This is a genomic window from Nannocystis sp. RBIL2, from assembly GCF_026626745.1.
GTDB lineage: Bacteria > Myxococcota_A > Polyangia > Nannocystales > Nannocystaceae > Nannocystis.
The window spans coordinates 2,900,040-2,924,889 of the sequence record NZ_JAPNJW010000001.1; the positions used below are offsets into that span (position 1 = coordinate 2,900,040).

General features: G+C 68.7%; 20 protein-coding genes and 1 pseudogene. 9 read left to right on the forward strand and 12 right to left on the reverse strand.

Annotation, left to right across the window (positions count from 1 at the left end):
• Positions 1 to 824: 824 nt before the first annotated feature.
• The 4 genes from OV090_RS11275 to OV090_RS11290 all read right to left on the reverse strand — a co-directional run bounded on the left by OV090_RS11275 (position 825) and on the right by OV090_RS11290 (position 5,611).
• Positions 825 to 3,044: a xanthine dehydrogenase family protein molybdopterin-binding subunit gene (locus OV090_RS11275; RefSeq protein WP_267703592.1), complete on the reverse strand. Its 2,220-nt coding sequence runs from the start codon at positions 3,042 to 3,044 to the stop codon at positions 825 to 827.
• The gene (locus tag OV090_RS11280; protein WP_267703593.1) at positions 3,025 to 4,032 is read right to left on the reverse strand and encodes a xanthine dehydrogenase family protein subunit M; all 1,008 of its coding nucleotides are present in this window, start codon (positions 4,030 to 4,032) and stop codon (positions 3,025 to 3,027) included. Before OV090_RS11280 ends, OV090_RS11275 begins: the two co-directional genes overlap by 20 nt.
• Positions 4,029 to 4,526, reverse strand: a complete 498-nt coding sequence (locus OV090_RS11285) for a 2Fe-2S iron-sulfur cluster-binding protein (RefSeq protein WP_267703594.1) — start codon at positions 4,524 to 4,526, stop codon at positions 4,029 to 4,031. The genes OV090_RS11280 and OV090_RS11285 overlap by 4 nt, the downstream gene beginning before the upstream one ends.
• A gap of 431 nt (positions 4,527 to 4,957) precedes the next feature.
• Positions 4,958 to 5,611, reverse strand: coding sequence for a BON domain-containing protein (locus OV090_RS11290; RefSeq protein ID WP_267703595.1), 654 nt, complete (start codon positions 5,609 to 5,611; stop codon positions 4,958 to 4,960).
• A 378-nt stretch (positions 5,612 to 5,989) separates the two neighbouring features.
• Here OV090_RS11290 and OV090_RS11295 point away from each other — a divergent pair, with 378 nt between their 5' ends.
• Entirely contained in the window at positions 5,990 to 6,508 is a 519-nt protein-coding gene (locus tag OV090_RS11295; protein ID WP_267703596.1) for a redoxin domain-containing protein, read from the forward strand.
• Complete coding sequence (locus OV090_RS11300; protein ID WP_267703597.1) at positions 6,505 to 7,050, forward strand: thioredoxin domain-containing protein; 546 nt, start codon at positions 6,505 to 6,507, stop codon at positions 7,048 to 7,050. The genes OV090_RS11295 and OV090_RS11300 overlap by 4 nt, the downstream gene beginning before the upstream one ends.
• A 104-nt stretch (positions 7,051 to 7,154) precedes the next feature.
• Here the strand turns inward: OV090_RS11300 and OV090_RS11305 are convergent, their stop codons facing one another.
• Together OV090_RS11305 and OV090_RS11310 are read right to left on the reverse strand one after the other, a co-directional pair.
• Positions 7,155 to 8,303 (reverse strand): glutathione-independent formaldehyde dehydrogenase, encoded by a 1,149-nt coding sequence (locus OV090_RS11305; protein ID WP_267703598.1) that lies wholly within the window; start codon positions 8,301 to 8,303, stop codon positions 7,155 to 7,157.
• A 1,128-nt stretch (positions 8,304 to 9,431) separates the two neighbouring features.
• Positions 9,432 to 9,563: a hypothetical protein gene (locus tag OV090_RS11310; protein ID WP_267703599.1), complete on the reverse strand. Its 132-nt coding sequence runs from the start codon at positions 9,561 to 9,563 to the stop codon at positions 9,432 to 9,434.
• 4 nt (positions 9,564 to 9,567) lie between these two features.
• Between OV090_RS11310 and OV090_RS11315 the strand changes: the two genes are divergently transcribed.
• Complete coding sequence (locus OV090_RS11315; protein ID WP_267703600.1) at positions 9,568 to 9,933, forward strand: hypothetical protein; 366 nt, start codon at positions 9,568 to 9,570, stop codon at positions 9,931 to 9,933.
• A gap of 95 nt (positions 9,934 to 10,028) precedes the next feature.
• Here the strand turns inward: OV090_RS11315 and OV090_RS11320 are convergent, their stop codons facing one another.
• Entirely contained in the window at positions 10,029 to 11,045 is a 1,017-nt protein-coding gene (locus tag OV090_RS11320) for an NAD(P)-dependent alcohol dehydrogenase (RefSeq protein WP_267703601.1), read from the reverse strand.
• Between the two features lie 239 nt (positions 11,046 to 11,284).
• Between OV090_RS11320 and OV090_RS11325 the strand changes: the two genes are divergently transcribed.
• From OV090_RS11325 to OV090_RS50630, 3 genes and pseudogenes are all read left to right on the forward strand, one after another.
• Positions 11,285 to 11,881 carry a TetR/AcrR family transcriptional regulator gene (locus OV090_RS11325; RefSeq protein WP_267703602.1) on the forward strand — a complete coding sequence of 199 codons (597 nt, stop codon included), beginning with the start codon at positions 11,285 to 11,287 and terminating at the stop codon, positions 11,879 to 11,881.
• An 803-nt stretch (positions 11,882 to 12,684) separates the two neighbouring features.
• A complete protein-coding gene (locus OV090_RS11330) occupies positions 12,685 to 12,813 on the forward strand; it encodes a hypothetical protein (RefSeq protein WP_267703603.1) in 129 nt (42 codons plus the stop codon).
• 537 nt (positions 12,814 to 13,350) lie between these two features.
• A pseudogene (locus OV090_RS50630) lies at positions 13,351 to 13,919 on the forward strand (radical SAM protein); the annotation flags it as partial.
• Between the two features lie 61 nt (positions 13,920 to 13,980).
• Here the strand turns inward: OV090_RS50630 and OV090_RS11350 are convergent.
• On the reverse strand, positions 13,981 to 15,891 hold the full coding sequence (locus tag OV090_RS11350) for a DUF4215 domain-containing protein (protein WP_267703607.1): 1,911 nt from the start codon (positions 15,889 to 15,891) through the stop codon (positions 13,981 to 13,983).
• Between the two features lie 1,138 nt (positions 15,892 to 17,029).
• On the opposite strand from OV090_RS11350, the gene OV090_RS11355 reads away from it, so the two are divergent.
• The 3 genes from OV090_RS11355 (at position 17,030) to OV090_RS11365 (ending at position 19,656) form a co-directional block, all read left to right on the forward strand.
• Positions 17,030 to 17,353 (forward strand): transposase, encoded by a 324-nt coding sequence (locus OV090_RS11355; protein WP_267701425.1) that lies wholly within the window; start codon positions 17,030 to 17,032, stop codon positions 17,351 to 17,353.
• 83 nt (positions 17,354 to 17,436) lie between these two features.
• Positions 17,437 to 18,315 (forward strand): DDE-type integrase/transposase/recombinase, encoded by an 879-nt coding sequence (locus OV090_RS11360; protein WP_267701424.1) that lies wholly within the window; start codon positions 17,437 to 17,439, stop codon positions 18,313 to 18,315.
• Between the two features lie 96 nt (positions 18,316 to 18,411).
• A complete protein-coding gene (locus OV090_RS11365) occupies positions 18,412 to 19,656 on the forward strand; it encodes a hypothetical protein (protein ID WP_267703608.1) in 1,245 nt (414 codons plus the stop codon).
• A 1,503-nt stretch (positions 19,657 to 21,159) separates the two neighbouring features.
• Here OV090_RS11365 and OV090_RS11370 read toward each other — a convergent pair.
• The 4 genes from OV090_RS11370 to OV090_RS11385 all read right to left on the reverse strand — a co-directional run bounded on the left by OV090_RS11370 (position 21,160) and on the right by OV090_RS11385 (position 23,997).
• The gene (locus OV090_RS11370; protein WP_267703609.1) at positions 21,160 to 21,723 is read right to left on the reverse strand and encodes a GNAT family N-acetyltransferase; all 564 of its coding nucleotides are present in this window, start codon (positions 21,721 to 21,723) and stop codon (positions 21,160 to 21,162) included.
• Entirely contained in the window at positions 21,720 to 22,148 is a 429-nt protein-coding gene (locus OV090_RS11375; RefSeq protein WP_267703610.1) for a Rieske 2Fe-2S domain-containing protein, read from the reverse strand. Before OV090_RS11375 ends, OV090_RS11370 begins: the two co-directional genes overlap by 4 nt.
• Entirely contained in the window at positions 22,145 to 23,401 is a 1,257-nt protein-coding gene (locus OV090_RS11380; protein WP_267703611.1) for an iron-containing redox enzyme family protein, read from the reverse strand. Before OV090_RS11380 ends, OV090_RS11375 begins: the two co-directional genes overlap by 4 nt.
• Positions 23,402 to 23,661: 260 nt before the next feature.
• Positions 23,662 to 23,997, reverse strand: a complete 336-nt coding sequence (locus tag OV090_RS11385; RefSeq protein ID WP_267703612.1) for a hypothetical protein — start codon at positions 23,995 to 23,997, stop codon at positions 23,662 to 23,664.
• Positions 23,998 to 24,850: the final 853 nt, after the last annotated feature.

Here is a 24,850-nt window from a genome sequence, read left to right on the forward strand (position 1 = left end):
CGGAGGGGCGCCACCTACCGTTCGTGCCGAAGGGCAGGATATTCCGCTTCGCGTGAGCGCTTACCAGCCGGTCGAGTCCCAGGACGTGGTCGCTTGGCGGGTCGCTGAGGCCGGTCTGCGCTCTAACCGCATGTGGAACGGTTCCACACGCCGGCCACGTATGACCGCCTACAAGTGGCTATAGCGCTGTTCTGTGCGCGGTTTTTGGTGAAGTCATGTACAGGCGGCGCTAGGCCCCCCTACGAGCGTGTTTACGGTGGGCCGTCTCGAAAAGAACCAAATTCGCGACGAAATCGAGACGAATTTTCGAGACAACCGAGAGATCGCGCCGTCGCGCATGAGGGTGTCCAAGCCAACGTAGGCCCGCTGCTTGGCCAAGCCTTCAGGCCGCCGGTCGATGGGCCGTCGAGACAAGTCGACCGACCTCCACGCGCCGACGAAGGCCGCGGCGTCCGGGCGATGTCGCGGCAGCGCTGCCGGAAAGCCAGGCCCTGACCAATGCAATCCACAACGCGAACATGGAGAAGCAGAGTGCCCTCAATGCCACGTCCCAGGCCCTCACGAATGCGGCCTACAACGCGAACGTGGCCTAAATGCCACGTCCCAGGCCCTCACCAACCCGACCTCGCCGAGTACCTCACGAGCGGCGGCCTATTCGCCCGGCGACATGCCGGGCGAATTGCGCCCGTGGAGTCGGCAGGCGATCACATCAAGCGGTCAGGTTCATCGGCCGCGTCGGCCCGGTCTCGCCCGCGCTGGCGCTCGGCAACCCGCGCAGCGCGCGGGTGTCGTTCCCCGAGGCGAAGGTGATGGTCGGCTGAGCCTCACAGCAGCTTGTCGAGCGTGATCGGCAGCTCGCGGATCCGCTTGCCGGTCGCGTGCCAGACGGCGTTGGCGATCGCCGGCGCGACGGCGACGACGCCGATCTCGCCCAGGCCCTTGGCGCCGAGCGCGTTGACGATCTCGTCGCGCTCCTCGACGAGGATCACCTCGATGTCGGGGACGTCGGCGTGCACGGGCACGTGGTAGTCGGCGAGGTTGTGCGTGATGAAGCGGCCGAGGGCGTGGTCGATCACGCTGTGCTCCTGCAGCGCCGCGCCGATGCCCCACACGACGCTGCCGATCACCTGGCTCTCCGCCGTCTTCGGGTTGATCACGCGGCCGCCGGCGATCGCGGTGACGACCCGCGTCACGCGGATCGTGCCGAGCTCGGGGTCGACCTTGACCTCCGCGAACGCGGCGGAGTGGGTGTAGCGCGAGTACTTCTCGTGGGCCTTGCTCGGGCGCGTGGTCACCTCGTCGGCGAGATGGTCGATCCCCGCGCGGTGGAGGACCTCGGCGAAGGTCAGCGCCCGCGACGGGTCGGCGCGCGCGCGCAGCAGGCCGCCGATGAACTCGACGTCCTCGGGCCGCAGGCGCGCGAGCGGCGAGCCCTCGAGCTGCTGCGCCAGCTTGAGCAGCTTGCTGCGCAGCTCGCGGCAGACGGCGTCGACGGCCGAGCCGACCGAGGCCACGGTGAACGAGCCGCCCTCGACCGGCGCGCTCGCCAGGGCCGAGTCGCCGAGCTTGAACGTGACGCGCTCCAGCGGCAGCCCGAGCGCGTCGGCGGCGATCTGCGTCATCGCGGTGTACGTGCCGGTGCCGATGTCCTCGGTCGCGCTGGCGACGGCGAGCCGGCCGTCGGCGGTCAGCACGGCGCGCGCCGAGGCCTTGCGCTGGGTCGACTCCCACGCGCCGGTCGCCATGCCCCAGCCGACCAGCAGGTCGCCGTCCCGCATCGAGCGCGGCTCCGGGTCGCGCTGCGACCAGCCGAACCGCTCGGCGGCCTGGTGATAGCAGGCGCGCAGCTCCTTGCTCGAGTACGGCCGCTTCTCGTTGCCGTCGTGCTCGGCGTAGTTGATCAGGCGCAGCTCGAGCGGATCCACGGCGAGCGCGACCGCGAGCTCGTCCATCGCGCACTCGAGCGCGTAGACACCCCACATGGCCCCGGGCGCGCGCATGTCCATCGGGGTGAACAGGTCGAGCGCGACGACCTCGTGAGCGAAGCGGACGTTGTCGCAGCGGTACATCAGGCCGGTCCAGTCGACCACGGTCTCGCTGTAGTCCTCGAAGCGCGAGGTCTCGGCGACGGCCTCGTGGATCGCCGCCGCGAGCGCGCCGTCGCGGGTCGCGGCCAGCGAGAGGCGCTGCCAGGTGGTCGGTCGGTGGCCGATGGTGAACATCTGCTGGCGCGTCAGCGCGACGCGGACCGAGCGCTGCAGTTGCCGCGCGGCGAGCACCGCGAGCACCACTTGATACTGCGGCCGCAGCCCCGAGCCGAACGCGCCGCCGACGAAGGGGGCGAGCACGCGGATCTCGCCCGCCTCGGCGCCGAAGATGGTGGTCAGGTAGCTCTGGACGTTCTGCACGCCCTGGGTCTTGTCGTACACGGTCAGCGTGCCGTCCTCGTCGACGACGACCGTCGTAGCGAACGGCTCCATCGGGTTGTGATGCTCGACCGGCACACGGTACTCGGCCTGCACGCGCACCGGGGCGCGGGCGAACGCCTTGTCGGCGCTGCCGCGCGAGGGCGGCGTCACCGACGGGCGCTCGTGCGGCGGCGGTTTATAGGCGCGCTCGCGGTGCGCCTCGAGGTCGGTCTCGTGCGGCGCGGGGGCGACCTCGACGCGCACCAGCGAGGCGGCGTGGCGCGCGAGCTCGAGGCTGTCGGCGACGACGAGCGCGATCGGCTGGCCGCTCCAGCGGATCTCCGCGTCCTGCAGCGGACGGAACGGCGAGCCGGGCGGGGCGAGCTCGTCGCGCCAGCGCTTGTCGCCGCGCGCGAGCCGGGGCGCGTTCTCGTGGGTGAACACCTGCAGCACGCCCGGCAGCGCCAGCGCCTGCGAGGCATCGATCCGCGTGATCGTGCCGCGCGCGACCGCGCTGCCGATCACGAAGCCGTGGACGAGGTCCGGCGCGGCGTGCTCGGCGGCGTACCTGGCCTTGCCCGTCACCTTGGCGCGTCCGTCGACGCGGCTCACTCGCTCACCGACGTGCGTCGTCACGGCTCGTCCTCCCTGCGGCGTGGCTCAGCGCGCGGACGATGGCCCGCCGCGCCAGTTCGATCTTGAAGTCGTTGGCGCCGCGGCCGACCGCGCCCTGCAGCAGCGCGTCGGCGACGCGTTGGAAGTGCTCCAGCGCCACGCGCCGGCCGACCAGCAGCGCCTCGGCCTCGCGGTCTCGCCACGGCTTGTGAGCGACGCCGCCGAGGGCGACACGCGCCTCGGTGACGGTGCCGCCCTGCAGCTCGAGCGCCGCGGCGACCGAGACCAGCGCGAACGCGTACGACGCCCGGTCGCGAATTTTCAAATAGGCGTGGTGCTCGGCGAAGCCGAGCGCGGGCAGCTCGACCGCGGTGATCAGCTCGCCCTGCCGCAGGTTGGTGTCGAGCTGCGGGGCGTCGCCCGGCAGGCGGTGGAACTCGGCGAACGCGATCGCGCGGTCGCCCTCGGGGCCGGTGACGTGGACGACCGCCTCGAGGGCCGCGAGCGCGACGCTCATGTCGGACGGGTTGACGGCGATGCACTGCTCGCTGGCGCCGAGGATCGCGTGCATGCGGTTGAACCCGCCGAGCGCGGCGCAGCCGGTCCCGGGCTCGCGCTTGTTGCACGGCGTCGTGGTGTCGTAGAAGTAGCTGCAGCGGGTCCGCTGCATCAGGTTGCCGCCGGTCGACGCCATGTTGCGGAGCTGCGCCGAGGCGCCCGACAGGATCGCCCGCGACAGCAGCGGGTAGCGCCGCTCGACCTCGGGGTGGTACGCGAGGTCGGAGTTCTTCACCAGCGCGCCGATCCGCAGGCCGCCGCGCTCGCCGGGCCCGATCTCGCCGAGCGGCAGGCGCGTGATGTCGACGATCCGCGTCGGCCGCTCGACGTTCTCCTTGATCAGGTCGACGAGGTTGGTGCCGCCGGCGATGAACCTGGCCGATGGGTCAGCCGCGACCGCGCGCACGGCGGCGCCGACGTCGTCGGCCCGGAGGTAGGCGAAGCGGTTCATCGCCCCTCCTCGTGGCCCATGGCTTGCTCGATCGCGGCGACGATCTGCGGGTAGGCGCCGCAGCGGCAGATGTTACCGCTCATCAGCTCGCGGATCTCGTCCGGCGTGCGCGCCCGGCCCTCGCGGATCAACCCGACCGCCGAGCAGATCTGGCCCGGCGTGCAGTAGCCGCACTGGAACGCGTCGTGATCGATGAACGCCTGCTGCAACGGGTGCAGCGCCTGACCCTCGGCGAGGCCCTCGATCGTCGTCACCTCGGCGCCGTCGCGCATGATCGCCAGTGACAGGCACGAGTTGCTCCGCCGGCCGTCGACGAGCACCGTGCACGCGCCGCACTGCCCGTGATCGCAACCCTTCTTGGTGCCGGTCAGGTGGAGCTGCTCGCGCAGCGCGTCGAGCAGGGTCGTCCACGGCGAGACGTCGAGCTGCTTCGCGGCGCCGTTGACCCGCAGGGTGATCCGCGAACAGGCGTCGTTGTAGTTGCCATCGTTCATGCTGCAACGCTCTCCGCGCGAGGCCTGTCCCGTAGCACCGCTCGCCGCCGTCGCCACCGGACGGCGGGTGGTGCGACGGTGACACTGGAGGAGCAGTGTTCGCTGACCGGCCCGCGATTCGTCAGCGTGGTCACCGCGCTCGCCAGCGCGGCGCTCGGAGGACTTGGACCCCGGTGGTCGCCGGGTGTCGAGGTCGGTGGATGCGGCGGCGCGGATCCAGTTGGCTGTCCGCTGGGACATGTGCGACGTCCACCTCGACGCGCTCGGGCGTTGTCGCGTTCGCCCGCCTCGCCGTCGAGGTCGGTCGTGGGGGTCGTCGTGACTTGCGAGCCGGCCCGAGGCGCTCCCTCCGCCGCCCATTTGACAAAACTGCACACAGACGGCTGAATCTCGGCGCCTCGTGGTCGCCATGACTGCCCCCTTTCGCCGCCTTACGGGGTGACGACGATCAGATTGTCGACGCTCCGGACCCCCGGCGCCCGCCAGGCCGCCCGCTCGGCCTCCTCCTTCTCCAGCCACGAGCGGACGTGGCCGCGCAGGGTCACCTTGTTGTCGTGGACCTCGACCGTCACCCGGCGCGCGTCGAACTCGGCGGTGCGCTTGAACGCCTCCTCGATCTTGCTCTTGATGTCGGTCGGCGACAGCATCGGCTTGACCGTGATCGCATTCGTCACCCCGAGCACCCCGGTCAGGTAGCGGACCGAGCGCTCGGCCGCCTCCTTCTGGTACTGCCACTCGACCTCGCCCTCGAGCGTGACCCAGCCGTCCTTGACAATCGCCTTGATCCGGTCGCTCGGCACCAGCACGTTCGACTTGAGCGCGTTGACGGCCGCGATGGCGACGTCCTCGTCGGTGCGCTGGCTCGACCCCGGCAACTTGACCTCGAGCTCGTTGGCCACCGCCGCCACCCCGTAGACCCCCTTGGCCGCCTTCTCCGCCGCGTACTTCTCGGCGTACGAGGGCACGTGCCCGGTCAGCGTGACCACCCCGCTCTTGACCGTCACGCCGATGTGGGCTGGATTGACCGACGGATGCCAGGCCAGCTCGCTGAGGATCTCACGCTGCAATTCGATATCTGTCTTCATCGCGGCTCGCTCCATTCACGCGCGATCCCGCGCCTCATCTGAATAGCACCCGACCCCGACCCGGCAAGCAGCCCCGGCACCCCTTGGCGGAGGTCGGCGCGCCGGCCCGCGCCCGCCCCCGCCCCGCACACACTCGATCGCCGCCGGCGCCGGGTGGGGCACCGGTCAGGCTCGGTGCGATGAATTCGAACCAATTCGTTGCAGGGACCGCCGCAGCCATGCGAGCCCATGCGAGCAGGCGTAGGGCCCGATCGGACCGGCGCTCAAATCGCCGGTTGATGCCATTCGCCGGGGGGACAGCGCTGAGCAGCGGGCGGACCGGCGCGGCGGCGACCATTACGCATTGACATCCGGCGTGGGGGGATCAAGCTTTGTCGCGTGCAACGATCGACCATTCTACAGCCCGGCGTCGAGGCCCCCGATTTCACGCTCAAGGCGACGCCGGATCAGGCCGTCTCGCTGTCCGACTTCCGCGGCCGGCCGATCGTCCTCGCGTTCTACCCGGCCGACTGGAGCCCGGTCTGCGGCGATCAGATGAGCGTCTACAACCAGATCCTCGACGAGTTCCGCACCCACGACGCGCAGCTGCTCGCAATCTCGACCGACGGCGTGTGGTGCCACCTCGCGTTCGCGCGCGACCGCCGGCTCGGCTTTCCGTTGCTCGCCGACTTCGAGCCCAAGGGGGCGGTCGGCCGGGCGTATGGCGCCTACGACGACAAGGAAGGGGTCTGCGAGCGGGCGCTGTTCGTGATCGACGGCGACGGCCGGATCGCGTGGAGCTACCTGTCGCCGAGCGGCGTCAACCCCGGCGCCGACGGGATCCTCGCGGCGCTCGAGCGGCTGCGTCCGGACGAGCCGCGCCAGACGCGACCCCGACAACAGGAGACACACCCATGAGCACGCTCAAGCCACCCCTCGATCGCGACGATCACCTGCGCGGGCCGTCGTCGGCGCCGATCCAGCTAGTCGAGTTCGGCGATTACGAATGTCCGTACTGTGGCCAGGCCCACCGGACCATTGCGGCGCTGAGGGCCGCGCTCGGCGACCGATTGGGCTTCGCGTTCCGCCACTTCCCGCTGGTCGGCGCGCACCCCCACGCCGAGCTCGCCGCCGAGGCCGCCGAGGCTGCGGGCGCGCAGGGGAAGTTCTGGGACATGCACGATCTGCTGTACGGCGACCAACGCGCGCTGAGCCTGCCGCACCTCGAGCGACACGCGCGCGCGCTCGGGCTCGACATGCAGCGCTTCGCCGACGATCTGCGCTCCCACCGTCACCTCGGCAAGATCCGCGCCGATGTTCATAGCGGGGCGATCAGCGGGGTCGGCGGGACGCCGACGTTCTTCATCAACGGGCGCCGACACGACGGCGCCCACGACTTCGACTCGCTGCTCGCGGCGCTGACGTTGGACCCGACCGAGCGCCTCCAGGCGCACGGGTGACGAGACGGCGATTGGCCCGGACCGAGCCGCACGTCGGCCCGGGGTCACCGGCGTCGGAACACGGCTCGAATCCACAGCCGCCTTTGCAGGTCGCCCTCCCGCAGCTACAGGTGAGGTTTGAGACAGACCTTGGTCCAGCCGTGGTCGCGCCGGTCGAAGTGCTTGTACGCCTCCGGCGCGGACGAAAGCGGCAGCTCCTGCGAGACCACGAACGACGGCAGTGCCTTGCCGGACGTGATGAGCCGGAGGAGCTGGCGGTTGTACGCCTTCACATTGGTCTGGCCGGTCGCCATGGACTGGCCCTTGAACCAGTGCATGCCGTAGTCGAAGACGAGCTTCCCCTGCTTGCCCAGCTCGTCCTTGGCCCTCGGATCTTCCGGAACGAAGACTCCGACCACGCCGATCCCGCCGGTGAACTTCACCGAGTGGACGAGGTTGTTCAGCGTGATGTTGGCCTGCTCGTTGCCCGCCGCGTCCTGCGCCTGGTAGCCGACGCACTCGCAGCCGCTGTCGGCGCCCCTGCCCCCGGTGAGCTTCAGGACCTCCTCGACCGGATCGACCTTGGAGAAGTCGATCGGGATCGCGCCGATCTTCTCGGCGAGCGCGAGCCGGTCGGAGTGACGATCGACGACCATGACCTTGCTGGCGCCCTTGATGACCGCCGAGTACGCCGCCATCAGGCCGACCGGCCCGGCGCCGTAGATGACGACGGAGTCGCCGGGCCGCATCCGCGCCAGCTCCGTCGCGTGATAACCGGTCGGGAAGATGTCGGCGAGCATGACGTAGTCGCTCTGCCGCTCCGGCGCGTCCTCCGGCAATCGCAGGCAGTTGAAGTCGCCGAACGGCACGCGCAGATACTCGGCCTGCCCGCCATTATACGGCCCCATGGCCGCGAAGCCGAGCGCCGCCCCTGCGGTGTGCGGGTCGGTGGTGTTGGTGACGAGGCAGAAACCGGTGAGGCCGCGCTCGCAGTTCTCACACGTGCCGCATGAGACGTTGAACGGCACGCACACCCAGTCGCCCTTCTTCAGCTTCCAGACGTTCTTGCCGACCTCGATCACCTCGCCGACGTTCTCGTGCCCGAGGACCCGACCCTCCTCGAGCGTCGTCCGGCCTTCGTACATGTGCAGGTCGGAGCCGCAAATGTTGGTAGTATGGACTTTGATGATGACGTCTTTCGGATCTTCGATCTTGGGATCGGGCACGTTCTGCACCTTGACGTCGCGTGGGCCGCGGTATACGAGCGCTTTCATGGCTTCTCCTGTGGTGTACCCGGGCACTCTGGACCAGGCGGGTCTGGGCGCCATCGCAGCGTCCTCCCGTATCGCCGCGCGAAATCGTACGTGGGGCTCGGCGGGATTCTGGATGGTGCGCACGGCCGTTCCGCGCGCGCCGTCGTCGACAGAGCCGCGCGTCGGCAGATAAGCGCAGCCGCTCTTCCCGCTGCGCATCCTCCCGCCGAGATACGTCATGATGCGTTCCCGGGCGAATATGCACACCACTGCTCATCACTGTCTCGTGTGGCTCGACACTTTAATGCGCAGGCAGCGCCGGCGCGCCCAGTGACCCTCCGTGACGTGTGCGGCGGACATGTCGTGACCGCGCCGAGATGGCGCATAAACATGTCTCGAATTCTGCCCGACCACGCGGCTGCCGAGTAGCTCGTCCCGCGCTTCTCCAAGCCATCTCCGCGCATCGGTCCCGAGTGGGGATTCACGGAACCGCTCAGAACCCCTGTTTAGGAGCGCGCAGCCCAACTGTCGCCGGGGCGCCCGGGCGGGCCTGCGCGTGAGCGTCGGCGCGGCGGGGGCCCGTCCGCCCGCGCGTCCGAGCGCTCCTTGACATTGCAATTCATCGGGCCGGTGTACGCCGAGATGGAGGCCGACTTCGTCGCCGACCTCGCCCGCGCCCTGCGCGGCGCGCGCGCTGGAAGGACATCGGCACGTCGGCGAACGACCTCTCCGAGCACCTGTACGACGTGTCGTCCGGGATCAAGCACCGCGTCGCCACGCCGGCCGAGTACCGCGACCGCATGAAGGTTGTGGTCCGCCTCGTCTGCCGGCGGTGAGCGATCACGCGGTCGGCCCCGCGCGCAGCAGCTCGACGACCCCCGACCGCTCTGGAGTTCACTTTCGTGGGAAGTGTTCGAGCTCGAGCGAGACGAAATGGCCGCGTCGTCGTGTCCATACGCAGCGGCCTTAGTCGTGCTGGGATGCCTCGGACTCCGCGCCGTCAGCGACGCGCCGCGGCTCGGGGTCGGCGAAAGCGGTCACTTCGACCGAGTCCCAGGAGGTCGGCAGGCACAGGCGATCGCCTGCCGTCCAACAGCCCGGCCGTGTCCCAGCACCCGCAGGGGCCGCGCCAGTTGCGGCGCTGCGGCCTCAGGGCGCCAGCTTGACGACCCACGCGTCCCGCACGGTGTCGGCCGTCGTCGCGCCGCCGACCAGGGCGACGCCGGATGGATCCACGGCGATGCCGTTGAAGCTGTCCAGTTTGTTGAAGCCGCCATCCATCGTCATGCTGGATAGCAACTCGCCGTCCTCCGTGTACAAGCCGAAGAAGCCGTCGTGGTCCCAGGTACCGACCCCGCCGGTGCTCCTGCCACGCTGTGCGTCGCTCGATCTGCACCCGGTCGAGCGCGTCGATCTGCTCGCGCAGGGCGTAATCCGTCCCCTTCACGTGCTTCAGCGCCGCCGCGGCCGCCTCGCGCCCGTGCGTGGCGCCGACCGCTTCGCGTCGCAGCCGCGCCAGCGCGGCCTGGTCGATGGGTGGCGGCGGCGGCTTCGTCCGCGGCCGCCCGGACAAGGTCTTCCGCGCGAATGCCATGGTTCTCTCGACCGCTGGCGCCTTAAAGACACTATCGCCGGACGCTTGGCGGCTTGAAGGTTGTTCTCGAGATCTTGGTAGTCTGAAATGACTTCTTCGGACGGCGACGCGCTGCGCACGAGATGGAGCGGGATCCCAACATCTCGAACAGATCAGGCTACCAGCACGGCCCGGAAGCGGGCCTTGCCCTGACGGACGTGCTCAAGCGCCCGCGTGGCCTCGGCCATTGGGAACGTCTCGACCACCGGCTTGATGCCGTGGCGGGCGGTGAACTCGAGCATTTGCCGGGTCTCGATCAGTGACCCCGGAATCCCGCCCGCCACCACCTTTTCGTTCGCCAGCAAGCCGATCGCGTGGATCGAGATCGGCTTCTCCGGCACGCCGACGATGCACAGCGTGCTCCGGGGCCTGAGCGCCGCGATATAGTCGTCCCACGGCAGATCGGCCGACACCGTGCTCAGGATGAAGTCGAAGCGCCCGGCCGCCTGCTTCAGCTCGTCGGCGTCGTGGGTGGCGATGAAGTGCCGCGCCCCGAACTCGCGGGACTGCGCCTCCTTGTCGCGCGACGACGAGATCGCCGTTACGTCGCAGCCCCAGTGCGCCAGGTATTGCAGCGCGAGGTGCCCGAGCCCGCCGATGCCGACGACCGCGACGCGGTCGGTCGGCCGCACACCGTGGCGCAGCAGCGGCGTGAACACCGTCGCGCCCGCGCACAGCAGCGGCCCGGCGTGCTCCGACGCGATCGCCTCGGGGATCGGCTGGACGAACTGCCAGTGGCTCGCGCGCACGTGGCTGGCGAAACCGCCGAGATGGCCGCGCATGACCGTGTCGACCCGGCCCGAGCAGACGTTTTGTTTGCCGCCCTCGCACCACTCGCAGCGCATGCACGACCCGCAGATCGCCCCGACGCCGACGCGCTGGCCGACCCGGAGTCGCTTCGTATCGACGCCCGGACCCATCGCCGCGACGGTGCCGACAATCTCGTGGCCGGCGACCACCGGGAAGTTCGAGATACCCCACTTGTTGTCGACCATGTCGACGTCCGTCAGGCAGATGCCGCAGTGCGTGACGGCGACGTCGACCTCGTCGGGGCCGAGCGGCGGTGCCTCGTACTCGAGCGGTGCAAGCGGACCTCTGGCGAATCTGGCGGCGTGGGCGGTGACTCTCATGGTGGACCTCTCGATGCAGTGAAGGCGCTGATGGTGCGAGCGACCGGTGCGTCGTATCGCACGGCGTCCGGACAGCGGACGCCGTGCGAGACGACGGGCTCGCCTCGCCTTATACGTATTGTACAACTTTAGTTAAAATTGTAAAGTTCGAACGAACGAGTGCGCCGCCGGCACGCGCCGGGCGGGCTCGCCGGTCTCGACCACTTGACAAAAAATCAGTGGCTGTCAAAACCGCCGGCATGACGAGGGTCCAAGACGACACCGCCGCCGACCCACGCCGCGCCCGGCTGCTCGAGGCCGCGCTGACGACCTTCATGCACTTTGGCTACCGCAAGACGTCGATGGAGGAGGTCGCCCGCGCCGCGCAGGTGTCGCGCCAGGCGCTGTATCTGCACTTCTCGACCAAGGAGGGCCTGTTTCGAGACGCGGTCCGCCACACCCTGGCGACCGGCCTCGAGCGCGCGTCCGCGCTTCTGCAGGACTGCGCGCGGACGTGCGAGGACCGGCTCTCGGGTGCGTTCGACGTCTGGGTCGGGCGTCACGTCGGTTTCCTTGGCACCGACGTGACCGACCTCGAGGAGGCCCGCGACCTGCTCGTCGCGCCGATGGTCTCCGAGTACGACGAGCGCTTCAGCGACACCGTCACCAGGGCGATCCGCGCAGCCGGCCTGGCCGCGGCGTACAAGCCGGCCGGGCTGACCGCGCGCCAGCTCGCCGACATCCTTTATGCGACCGCCCGCGGCTTCAAGCACCGCTGCAGCTCGCCGGAAGAGTTCTCGCGCCACTTCGGAGCCGCTGTGCGCGCGATGTGCCTGCCACTGCGCACGCGAGGCTAGCGCGCTGCCCGAGCAGGCGGCTTTCGGCGTCGGGCTCAGGGCCGGCCTGCGCCCGATCCGAACGCTGCCGCCTGCGAACCGGCGGGGCCGCGAAGGCGGGGTGGAACTTGCGCGGTCGAGGACTTTCGGATCGTTGCTGGCCTCGATGATCACCACGCCGCCGTAGGAATGCCCCACGACTGACAACCCTGTGTCAGGAGCCTTCCCCGGCGGCTCCTCGGTGGACTGGCGCGGAGACCGGCAGCCGACGTACAGAGTGAGTCGCGGTGGGGGTCCTGTGTGCCGGGGGCAGGACACCACCTGCGGCCGTGGCGAGCAGCGGCCGCCGTCGCGGGAGCGCGTTGCCCGCATCTGGAACGGTTCCACTTGGGGCCGCTCGAGACCGTCCTAAACGCTGTTGCAGTGCAGCGCTGCGCGAGACTTTGGTGAAATCATGCACGGGCAGCGCTAGACCCACCTACGGGCCCGTTTACGGCGGACCGACTCGAAAAGAGCCAAATTCGCGACGAAATCGAGACGAAATTTCGAGACAACCGGGAGATCGCGCTCCCGCGCATCAGGGCGTCCACGCCGACCTGGACTATCCATCGGGCCAAGCTTTCGGGCCGCCGGTCGTCGGGCCGTCGAGACGAGTAGAGGGGGGACGGAGACGGGCAAGTTCGAGCGACGGGCGACATCACGCTCGCCGGTCAAGCGCTCGACGTGTACCAGAGGACAGGCAGTTTCCTTCATGCCGCCGGCGACCTGCGGGAGCGCGCACAGTCACCTGTCTTTTCAAGCAGCCTGTGGGCCCGTTGCTCGCGTTGCCGTCGCGCACGCTCGCGTCGCTGCAGAACATCGGCGACGACGAGCTCCCGACCAGCATCCCGCCGATCGCCCTCGGCGGCAAGGCCGTCCAGATCTCCGCCGCCAACCACGCTCGCCCTGAATGATCTCCAGGGTCGCCGCGGTCTCGTTGGCCACGCGGTCCGTGACGCTCAGCGAGGTGCCGAGGTACGACATCATGTGCATATTCTCGAAGCCGATCGACTCCGTCTCGCTCTTCGCCGCGAAATCCAGCGGCTGGCTCGAGGCGAATCGCTCGGGATAGTCTGCTGCGTCGAGGCCCTGCGTCGACAGGGCGAACGCGGCGACATCAGGGGCGATGTGACAGGTCGCGCAGTCGATCGACTCCGACGAGTGGATCCGCGGATTGAGCACGCGGACCACCGCCGCGAACGCGGCCGCCATCTCCTCCTGCGACGCGACGTTCTCGTCACGGGTGCAGTTCCCGATCGATCGGTCGCGTCGGCTGCTTCATGGCCGGGCTCGAGGACGGCACCCACGGGGTCGCGTCGAGCCTGCCCTGGGCGATCGACCTCGGCGACGGTGTGGCCAGGCACCCGCTGCCGCTCGCCTACCTCGGCTATCGCCTGGGCATCGAGCTGCTCAAGCCGGAGCCGCCGGGCGAGGCGCCGCTGCACGCGGGCACGCCGACGCATTACGGCTGCCCCTACGACTGCGGGCTGTGCCCGGACCACGAGCAGCACTCGTGCCTGACGCTGATCGAGGTGACGGACCGCTGCAACTTGACCTGCCGACCTGCTACGCCGAGTCGTCGCCGAGCCGCGGCCGCCACCGCACGCTCGCGGAGGTGGAGGCGATGCTCGACGTGATCGTCGCCAGCGAGGGTCGCCCGGACGTGGTGCAGATCAGCGGAGGCGAGCCGACGATCCACCCGCAGTTCTTCGAGATCCTCGACGCGGCGAAGCGCCGGCCGATCCGCTCGACCGGCAATACGGTCGACGGCGTCGCCCCCGAGCTGCAGGCGCTGCTGTGCTGCCTGCCGCAGGTGGCCGCGCTCGGGCTCAGCTACGAGAACATCTTCCGCGTCATCGTGATGTAGTTCATCGACGCCTACAACTTCGATGTGCGCGCGATCAAGCGCTCGTGCGTGCACATCGTCAGCAAAGACCTCAAGATCATCCCCTTCGAGACCATGAACATGTTCTACCGCGACGACAAGGCCGAGGGCCTCGTGCAGCTCAGGAGGTCGTGATGAGCCAGGCTTCCGGACGCCCGGCGGACATCCTGTCCTCCGGGACATCCGCCTCACGCGCTCACTGGCACGGGCAGATCGAGCGCCGGCCGTTGGCGCAGCCGACCCCGAGCGCGTCCATGTTGTTGAGGTGCTCGTTCGGGCACCCGGCGTATTGCGAGCAGTACATCTTCCCGACCAGCGCGTTGTTGACGTGATCGCCAGCATCGTCCTCGAGGCAGGCGTGCGTCCAGCCGTTCATGGCGATCCCGTTCAAGCCGAACGCCGTGCTCAACGCCTGGCACTCCTCCGCGGAGTCCTGCGCCGCGAACCACACGTTCGGATCGGGCACCGGCGTGAGCCCGTAGAACGAGCACACCGCGTTGCACGCCTGCCCGCACGCGGTCGGGTTGTAGCACCAGTTGAGCCCGTTGACGTTCCTGCAGGTCGTGCCGCAGCCCGGGTTGCAGCCGTCGTTGGGCACGTTGTTGCCGTCGTCGCAGGTCTCGCCGATGCCCGGCTGGACGAAGCCGTCGCCGCACTTCGCCGGCACGCACATGTTGGTGCACCCGTCGGTGTTGCTCGGGTTGCCGTCGTCGCACGGCTCGCCCGGCTGCACGAAGCCGTCGCCGCAGGCCGCGCTCTTGCACGTGTTGGTGCACGCGTCCTGGTTCACCTGGTTGCCGTCGTCGCACTGCTCGCCCGGCTGCACGAATGTGTCGCCGCAGACCGCGTTCTTGCACGCCAGCGTGCACAGCCCGGAGTTGCTGTTGAGCAGCCCGAGGTCGCACTGCTCGCCGGCCTGCACGAAGCCGTCGCCGCAGCCGGCCAGCTTGCAGACGTTGGTGCACATGTCGGCATTGCTCATGTTGCCGTCGTCGCAGCCCTCGCCGGGGCCGACGAAGCCGTCGCCGCACACGTTCTTGCTGCAGTCGGCCTTGCACGCCTTGTCGTTGGCGTTGTTGGGCCCGTCGTCGCACTGCTCGACGTTGGCGTGGATCAGCCCGTCGCCGCACGCCGCGTCCTTGCAGCCCGCCGTGCAGGCCGCGGCGTCGCTGTTGCCCGGCCCGAGGTCGCACTGCTCGCCGACGCTCGGCGACTCGAAGCCGTCGCCGCAGGCGGGCAACTTGCACACGTCGGTGCAGCCGTCGTCGTTGTCGCCGTCCTTGCCGTCGTCGCAGTCCTCGTTGGGATCGACGATCGAATTGCCGCAGCCCTCGAGCTTGCACCCCGCCGAGCAGCCGTCGCCGGCCATCATGTTGCCGTCGTCGCACTCCTCGTCCGGGCCCTTGTCGACGTCGCCGCACACGTTGAGCACGCACATCGCGTTGCACACCGCCCCCGGCCCGTTGTTCGCCCCCTCGTCGCACTCCTCGACGCCCGCCTGGGCGAACCCGTCGCCGCACACGTTCTCCTTGCATTCGAGGGTGCAGGCGCCGCTGTTGCTGTTGTCGGGCCCGGCGTCGCAGCCCTCGCCCGGACCGACGAATCCGTCGCCGCAGGCCGCCGCCGTGCAATTGTTGGTACACTCGTCGGTGTTGTCCTGATTGCCGTCGTCGCACGCCTCGGTCGGCGCGACCAGGCCGTCGCCGCAGCTGGCGAGCGCGCAGCTGTTGGTGCAGTCGTCGTCGTCGACCTGATTGCCGTCGTCGCAGCCCTCCCCCGGCCCGATCAGCCCGTCGCCGCAGGCCGCCGCCGAGCAATCCGACTTGCAGCTGTTCATGTCGCCGTTCATCGCCCCGTTGTCGCACGCCTCGTCGGGGCCCTGATCGCCGTCCCCGCAGACATTGAGCGCACAATCGGCGTTGCAGCTCTTGCCCGGTCCATTGTCGGCACCGTCATCGCACGCCTCGCCCTCGCCCACGATTCCATCGCCACATTCCGGCACGACGTCACCGGTCGTCGACGTCCCCGTCATCGGCGTTCCGGTCGTCGGCACCCCCGTCGTCGGCGCCCCCGTCGTCGGATCGGGCGCCGTCGTCCCGGTCCCCATCGACGTGGACGTCGACGTCCCGTTGGACGTCTCCGTGGTCGTTGGGTCCGTTTCACCACACCCCACCGCAATGAGGACAAACACCCCCACCGCACCGAGCCAGTTCCGCTTCATCGTCAAATTCTCTCCGCACGCGACTCTAGGGGTCGGATCTCGCGCCGAGACGCTCCTCAACCCTTCTTCTGCAGGGTGTCGCAGGTCTCCTTGTGGCGCGCGAGCGAGAGGGAGGGCGAGGAAGCTGCGAATCTTCTGCATGCCTGGCATCGAGGCTACTGACCCGCGCCCATGCGCCACGTCGCTAGGACAAAATCCCACCGGCGCAATCGCAGCACAGCCCGCCATGCGCACTTCCGCGCATTCCGCCCATCCCCCGTCACGGCGGCGATTTGAGCGCGAGGGCGAGGAAGCGACGTCTCCGCACCGACGACGCCTTCGAGGAGGCCGGCGCCGACGTGCGCTTTTTGCCCGCCGCGACGTCGACGCCCTAGCAAGCGCCACGAGACCCGCTCTACGACGCCGCCGCGCGCGTGGCCGAGGTCCGCGTCGTCCGGACCCCACCCGCGGCACCAGGCCGGCATGGCAGCACCCTGTCGATCAGGCCCGCCGCGTGGAGCATCCACAGCATCCGCGGCTCGCGCGCCATCGCCCGCGTCGACCAGCCGGCGCACCGAGCACGCTCCGCCCAGCCCATCCCCCGGGCCAGGTGTTGTTGTTCGCCTGCTGACCGCGCGCCCCTGGCGTCGCGCTCCGACCCGCACGTCCCCGACCCGCCGAAGTGAGCAATTTCGCTCGCCTGTCGCGCCGGCTCACGCCATGACGTCCAGTTCGCGCTGTAGTCGGGTTCGATAGCGAGCGCCCTGGACGACGATGCGACCCTCATCCGCGGACTATCCGCGACTCAGGTACTGGACCCGGCGCGAGAATTGTGGCTTGAAACTTCTTAAGCGCGATGCCGGGGCATACGCCGATGGCCGCACCGCGGCGAACGGATCTGCGTAGGGAAACTTGGTTCTGCTTTTCGTCGTAGATCCGGGCGCGAGATCGCCGCAGAGTGGGCCGCGATGCAAGACAGTGTTTTGGCTCAGCTGGAATGGGACACGCCCCGGCCTGGTAGAAGGAGCCGGGGCAAGGACCGCCCATGAGCAAGAAGACACGTCGTCACCACACCCCTGACCAGAAAATCAACCTGCTGCGTCGACACCACCTCGAGAAGGTGCCGGTGTCGGAGGTCTGCGAGGGCGCCGAGCTGCAGCCGAGCGTCTTCTACGGCTGGCAGCGCCACCTGTTCGAGCACGGCGCGGCGGCCTTCGGGGAATCTCGCAAGCGCGTCGAGACCAGCCGGGAGCAGGAGCTGCTCGCGGAGAACGAGCGGCTAAGGGCCCGTCTGGCCCGCAAGGACGAGGTGATCGCCGAGGTGACCGAGGAGCTCGTCCGCACAAAAAAATCTGTTGGGGAGCCCTGACGGACCGCTGGGTTCCCCACGACGAGCGCGACCAGGTCGTCGACTTCGTGCATCGGCTGTCCGAAAAGACAGAGGTGCCGCTCGTGAAGTTTGTGGGGTGGCTGGGCATCGCCCGCGCCAAGTTCTACGAGTGGCGCCGGCGATACGGCAAGCTCAACGAGCACAACGGCAAGACCCCGCGCGACCACTGGATCGAGCCGTGGGAGCGCCAGGCGATTGTCGACTACTTCGATGCGCACCCGCTCGAGGGCTACCGCCGGCTGACCTTCATGATGCTCGACGACGACGTCGTCGCCGTCAGCCCTGCGACCGCCTACCGCGTCCTGCGGGCGGCCGGTCGCCTCGATCGTCATCGACCGAAGCCGAGCAAGAAGGGCACCGGCTTCGTCCAGCCCCTCGGCCCGCACGTGCACTGGCACATCGACATCGCCGTCATCACCATTGCCCGCGTCTACTACTACCTGTGCTCCGTCCTCGACGGCTACAGCCGATACGTCGTGCACTGGGAGTTCCTCGATCGCATGACCGAGGCCGACGTCGAGCTCATCCTCCAGCGTGCCCTCGAGGCCCACCCTGGCGCTCACCCGCGGGTCATCTCCGATAACGGCTCGCAGTTCATCGCCGGCGACTTCCGCCGCTTCATCGACCTCGCCGGCCTGACCCACGTCCGGACCTCGGTGAACTACCCGCAGGCCAACGGCAAGATCGAGCGGTATCACCGGACCCTCGACAAGAACACCATCCACGCCGTCACGCCCGACGGCGCCCACGCCACCATCGCCACCCGCATCGACCACTACAACAACCACCGCCTTCACAGCGCGATCGGCTACGTCAGCCCGCGCGACAAACTCCTCGGACGCGAGACCGAGATCTGGGCCGGCCGCGATCGCAAGCTCGAGGCAGCCCGAGAGCTCCGACGCAAGCGCCGAGAATTGGACCACCTCGGCACCGCCGCGTAACTTCTCTCGACCCTCCACTTCACCCTCAGCGTCTCCGTTCGTCAACCCACCCTCTGTCCCGTTCACGCTGAGCCAATACAACAGGAGCTGCACCCGATGCCCGCGAAGATGAAGGCGCCCGCGAAGAAGAAGGCGACGTCTGCGAAGAAGAAGGCGACGAGCGCGATGTCCTCGACCACTTTCTCGGCGCCGGTCGCCAAGTTGTTCTCGTACGGGCACGCTTCGTCGCGAACCAAATGGCCCAACTACGTCGAAGAGCTCGGCCTGCGAGCCGAGCATGTCGCGGAGCTCATCGACGTCGTCGTTCGTTCGGACCTCTCTCACGTCAACTCGGGATTTCCGGTCGAGGAGAGCGCGGCGCATCATGCGTGGCGAGCCCTGGGACAGCTCCGCGCGGTCTCTGCCGTCACGCCGTTGCTCGAGGCCCTGCTCGAAGAGAAGAACGCTGAAGCCTTCGAGGCCTCCTCCGAGATCCCGACGGTGCTCGCGTCGATCGGCCCTGAAGCGATTCCGGCGATAGAGGCCTTTGCTGCCCGCGCCGATGTCGACTGGAACTTCAAGCTCATCGCCCTCGATGTCCTGACCGCGTTCGCGCGGAGCGACTCGCGATTCGAAGCGCAGGTCGAAGCCGTCGGGCTCGGGATGCTGGCGAGCCATCGCGAGAACGATCCGTATTTCAACTCGAAGCTCGTGAGCCGACTGATCGGCTTCGACCTTCGCGAGCCGTCTCTGATCTTGGCGGTCATCGAGGACGAGACGAGCGACGCGCTCGAGGTCGACGGCGCAGCGCTCGCTCGATTCATCCAGAAGTACAACCCGGCTGCCCACTTCATGCGGCGCGGGTGGGGCGCGAATGCCGAAGCGTTCATGACCTCGGCAGGCGCGCAGGTGCGAGTCTCCGGTTCGTCTCGACTGGTCTTCGACTGGCCCGTGGATCAGCTCGATCGGTCGATCGAGATGGAGATGCGCAGTGAAGGCACGCTGCTCATCGTGACGATGTTCGCCTGGATGACGCCCGTCGCACCGGCGACGAAGGAGCTCGTCGACGTGCTGGGCACGGATCTGTGTGGGGCCCGAGGGGACGGGACCACCGTGGACTTTGATTGGCAGTACTCGGACGACCAGAGCGAGCCGGTCGTGTTGAGCTTGAGTGAGGTCTTTGAAGCCACGGACGGAGCGTGGATGGAAGCGTCGAAGGCCGCCGTGCTCCGGCTCGCTCGCATGTTCGTGGAGCTGGATCCTGTCGTTCGCGCTGCGATCGACGGGGAGCTCGATGTACGAGCAGCGCGCGCCGCGGTGCGGCGCATTCAGCTGGGAAGCTCCGAGGGCGACGCGCGCTGAGCTCGCTCGACGTGAGCGGAGGCGCCGTCTGCTGTCCCATCGTGTGATGGTACACGGGCGTCGACGATCCGAGCGGCGGTCACCATGAAGAGGCGGCTAGCCTGCCGAACGCGTGAGCGTCGAAAAGCCCAAGACGATCCTTCGGCGGCTAACCACAGAACGCAAGACGGTGTCACAACGCCGCGCTGCCGGGACTGTGACGCGGCATGCCTGCTCGTCGCCATCATCGGTGGCGGTTTGTCCCAAAGACCATTCGCTGTGGGCCTGCCGCGCCGGGTCTGATCTGAAACCGGCCGATTCCACTTCCGAGAGGAGTGAGCAGGGGCGAGGCTTGAACGCCGTTCTGGCGGACGCCGAGGCCGGGCTTTGGTGACGTCGTAGGCGTGCTGGTTCCAGATCCGGCGCGCCTGGATCACCGGTCCTCGGCGTCGCGCAGGACCTGCAGGGCCGGCTGGCCCGTGCGCGAGGTCAGCAGGATCTCGGCCAACCCGTCGTTGTCGACGTCGACCACGATCGAGTACTCGCCCAGCGTGAGACACCGGTCAGCGGTAGAGCTGCGACGGGCCGAGGCGGGCCTCGAGAGCAGTGAAGAAACCGTGCTGCCAGGTCTCGCCCCATTCCTTGAGAACCCCCGTGCGCTCCTGTAGCGCCGCCAGCTCGCGCCTCTGCGAGCGCGCGGACGGCGGCCCCGACCAATATCGCTACGACCATCACGAGCCACGCTGCGGGCCGGGAGATGAGGACAAGGATGACGATGGCGCGGGCGGACGGGTCCGACTCCGTCTTTGCGGCTTCGAGCGGGTACACGCGCACGCCGATCTCCGTGCGATCGCCCCGCGACTGCACGCGGACCATCAGCGACAGCGCGCGCTCCCGGTCGTGCAGGTCCCAGCCCGCGGCGCCTGCGTGCGAGTGATCGCGGAGACCGTAATCACCGGCCAGCTCGTGGATCGCCGCGACGACCGCCGGCGTCGGCAGGGACAGCACGCGCCACCACTGCGGGGCCAGCACCATCTCCTCGCGGATCGCTACCGCCTGCGTGAACGGCTGCGCCTCGTCCTCCGCCGGGCCCGCGCGGCAACTCGGCGCGGCAGCCACCGGCATCGCAGTCCCCACGCACGCTGTCCGCTCCTGGTCGGAGCGCCGGAGCAGCTCGTCGCGCTCGCGTTGCGGCAGCAGGTCGTAGTTGTGGACCGCGACATCGCAGCGCCGACAGCGGCGCCGCAGGACGTCATCGCCGTCGAGGCGGTCGAAGGACTGCTCGCAGACCTGCAGGAGGCGGAGCCGGGCCGTCATGCGTCGTCGAACGACAGTGTGACACGGCAGGCCCCCGATCTGCCAGCTCGGGCCAGGCAACGGGCCGCCGCGCGGCCCGTAGCTCGGCACGGCGCAACGAGGCGCGGCACGGCCCGTGGCTCGGTACGGCGCTACGGTCAGGCCGCCGCCTCCCCCGTGCCCGCCGCAAGACCTCACGGCACCAGCACCAGCTTGCCGAGCACCTCGTCACTCACCCGAGCGCTTCCTCCACCGGAGCGGCAGCGCCTCCTCGGTCCCTAGCCGGAGGGCGAAGTGCGGCCGCGGGTACGGCGGGTAGTCGAACGGCCCGCGCACCCTCCGGAAGCCGAGCCGCTCGTAGAGCTGCGCGTTCTTCTCGATTGTGACGACATACGCCGCATCGATGTCGGCGCGCTCGATGAGCCACCGGGAGACTGCACGCGACAGGTGGACGAAAACGTTCGCCTCGTCCTTCCGCTTCTGGAAGGCAGGCAGCACGGCCAGCTTGGTGAGCTCGCAAACGCGTTCGCCCGGCCGCATGACCTGCTCGACGATGTCGCCGGCCTCGAAGAGGCTTGTGTCGTGCACGAGCGCCCGGACGGTGCCGACGGCCTCGGCGTGGCCGTCCACGTAGGCGACGAAGCACGTCGCGGAGGCGTCGCGGTGATCTCCGAGGTACGGATCTGTCGACGGCTCGACGTGTCCCGCGTCGACGTAGGCGTGGTATCGGATGGAACGCGCCTGGCGCAGCTCCTCGACGGACTTGGCGATAACGACGTGGACGAGGGTCATGGGGCTCCTGGGGCGGGATCGGATGAAGCGGGTGAGGGCTGCCGGGCTGCCGAAGGCTGCGCGGGGAGGACAAAGAACACGCGTTCGCCGACGCGCACGGTCGGAAGGGCCGTGTCCGCGAGCCGGCGCATGCATTGCGTGTAGCCGTGCCAGGGGCACACGATGCCGGTGCCGCGCTCGTCGGACACGCCAAGGCTCAGAGGGCCGCCGCGGTGCTTGCAGGCGTCGGGGACGACGCGCAGGCCACCGCCGCAACGGAGGAGGAACAGCCGCGTACCGCTGTGGAAGAAAGGTCCCTTGCGCGACGCCTGGACGACGCCGACGCGCGAGGCCGTCTCGCGCCGCACGCGGTAGTCGCCAGCGCGGACCGAGACCTCGTGCGAACTGGTAGTGCGGGCGTCCCGCCCGACCTCGCGCGCACTCATGGCGACGCGAGCTCCTGCACGCGGTAGGTGCACGCACCATCCACCACGCGCGTTCCGTGGAGGCGGCCCGCCGGGATGACGATGGACGCGCCGGCTTCGAGGACGACGGGCTCGAGGCCCGCGTACATCTCGAGCCGACCCCGTTCCACTGTGAAGAGCTCGTCGGCGTCGTGGACGTGCGAATAAGAGAGCTCGCCCTCGGGCTCCTCGAACGTCAGCGGCTCGTCGGCGGGGCGACGTCCGCGCAGGGCCGGCCCGCTCGTGGCCTCCGCGGCCAGGCCGTCGGCGAAGGCGACCTGCTCGAGGTAGTCGAGGTCAGCCACCTCTTGGAGGTGACGGAACGCCTCGAAGCCGGCGAGGACCTCGGGGATGATCGTCGGCCCATACAGCCGTACGGCGGGCGCGAGCAGCGCCTCCAGCACCATCGAACGGTGGTGCTTGTCGATATGCACGTGTTCGTCGAAGTACGATGTATCGACCGTTGCCCCGAAGGCGCGCCGGAGTGCGCGGCTGAGCTGACGGTTGAAGTGCGGAATGGACGCCTCGGTGAAGTACAGCGCCCCGAGGTATCGGAACCACGCCTGCTTGTTGGCGCAGACGCAGTGGAAGTAGTTCACGAGTGCGAGCGAGCTGGCGAGGTAGTGGAAGTAGTAGTCGTGTACGCCGTCCGACAAGCCCACCGAGCGCATGCACGCCGCGAACAACGTCGAGTGCTTCCTCTCGTGGACGCCGTAACCGTACTCATCGATGAAGACCTTCATGAGCTCGGACTGGGCGGGCCCGAAGCGCCCGAGCATCGCACGTGCCATCGCCGAGGCCTCGCTGAGGAAGTCCGGCGCCTGCTGGACGAGCAGGTAGAGCAGCGCCGCACGCGGCCGGGGCGTCGCCTCGATCGCAGCGACCAGCGAGCTCGGCGACTGCTCGTACTCATGGATGGCGCTCTGGAGGTACTCGATGAGCGACCCGAGGTCCCAGGGGCCGCTCGCCTCGATGTACGCGTCGAGCGCCCCGAACGCCGCGCGCTCGAGCGCGGGGCGCACCTGTTGACCCATTGCGACGAGCGCCGGGTCGTAGAAGGCCGCCATCGCTCGATAGTCCGCTTCGCTGAGCGGGCGCTCGGGCAAGAAGAGCATCGACTGCTCGTACGCGTTGAAGAGTAGCCGATGCAGGGTGAGGCCGCGCGCCGTTGCGATGGCGCCTGGGTCGATCGGCGACTCGAGGTCGCCGATCGACCCGAGGTCCGAGACACGCATGGGCCTGTGCCAGGGGGAGTCGGGGCGGAGCCTCGACGATGGAAGGAACGCGGGAGCGCTCGCAAAAGAGAGTAGTGCAGTCATGACGGATTGGGGGCTAGCCGCCGGGCGTAACACGGCGGGGGTCAAGGGGCCGTCAGGCGCGGCCCTCATCAATGAAAAGTGTCTCGCGGGGGGAACGGATCGACGCGTTGCATATGTCCAGCCACGGTGCGCCACGAGGACCTCGTCCTCGTTCCTGAAGTCCGCGGCCATCGCGCTCACGGGCCCGAATTGCTCGTTCCGCTTTTCGAGACTGGGCTGGGCGCCCCAGGGGCACGCGGCGGCTCACGACGAAGCCGCCAGGCGTAGATGCTGAACACGAATGCCCCTAAGACCACCGACGGTCCAATCGTGAGGGCGATCTGCGGCGTGCCCGCAAACCAGTGCGCTCCGGCGGTCACCAGCGCGCCGAGGGTCGTCGTTCCGCCGGCCGCGACGACGCAACCTACGTTCTTGTCGCTGGACAATGCGAATAGTCGTTCGAGAACCGCCGTCAGACCCAGGGTGAGCACAAAACTCGTAAGGGCCTGGGCGAGCCCGGCCTGGAGCATCAAGTCAGTCCCTCTGTTGCAGAGAAGGGCCCATGACCCGTAGATAAGCGCCGCACCCGCAGCCAGTCGCATTTGCCGCGACGCCATGCCCGGACCCGTCATCGAGTCACACGGATATTTGTTAGTGATACGGAACACGGTTATTTCTGACGGTTGTCGTGAGGGTGCGTGCAGCAAGGTGAGGACAGTGATCGGCCCACGAAACAATGAAACAACCCTCCCGAGTTACTCGGGAGCGGCTTCGTTGTGCTCGCAGTCTCGGTCTTGGAGTGCAAGGAACCTCGCAATCGATCACGAGCTTCTTCAAAAGCTGTGGCCGGCGGCCGAATCCAACATCCGGCGCGATCGACGAATCGCGCGAGATGCGCGGGTCCGTTCGGTAAATTCCAGCGGCCCATGGGAATGCGTCAGGCAACGCGGTAATGGATCACGGTCGGGACAACCAAGCGGATCGGCGGTCAAGCCGCGATCGCAAGACCCTCGCGCTCGACTGATTCGGCGGCGCGGCCGCCGGGGCGGCCAAGCGAATCGCATACCCCCCGCTCCTCGTTCGCCCGTTCAAAGTCGATCTCCCGCCAGCAGCGGACAGCGCCGAGGGCATGGCGAATGTAAATTCCCACGACTGCAGGGTCAGCACATGGCCTTGCCCGTGCGACCACACGCCGCTCGCACAGCCCGCGGCATCCCTCTGCACGGCCGCGACGCGGCGCAAAGCTCGCCACGGCCTACCTGGAAAGCGACTCGCGCGCTTCATTTTTGCGCTCGTCCGGGTCCGGGCTATCGCTACTACCGAGCGCCGAAATGTCGGAGCTGCGAAGCTGCGCCGAGGACGCCGGCGGCTAAACCGCCCTTCACT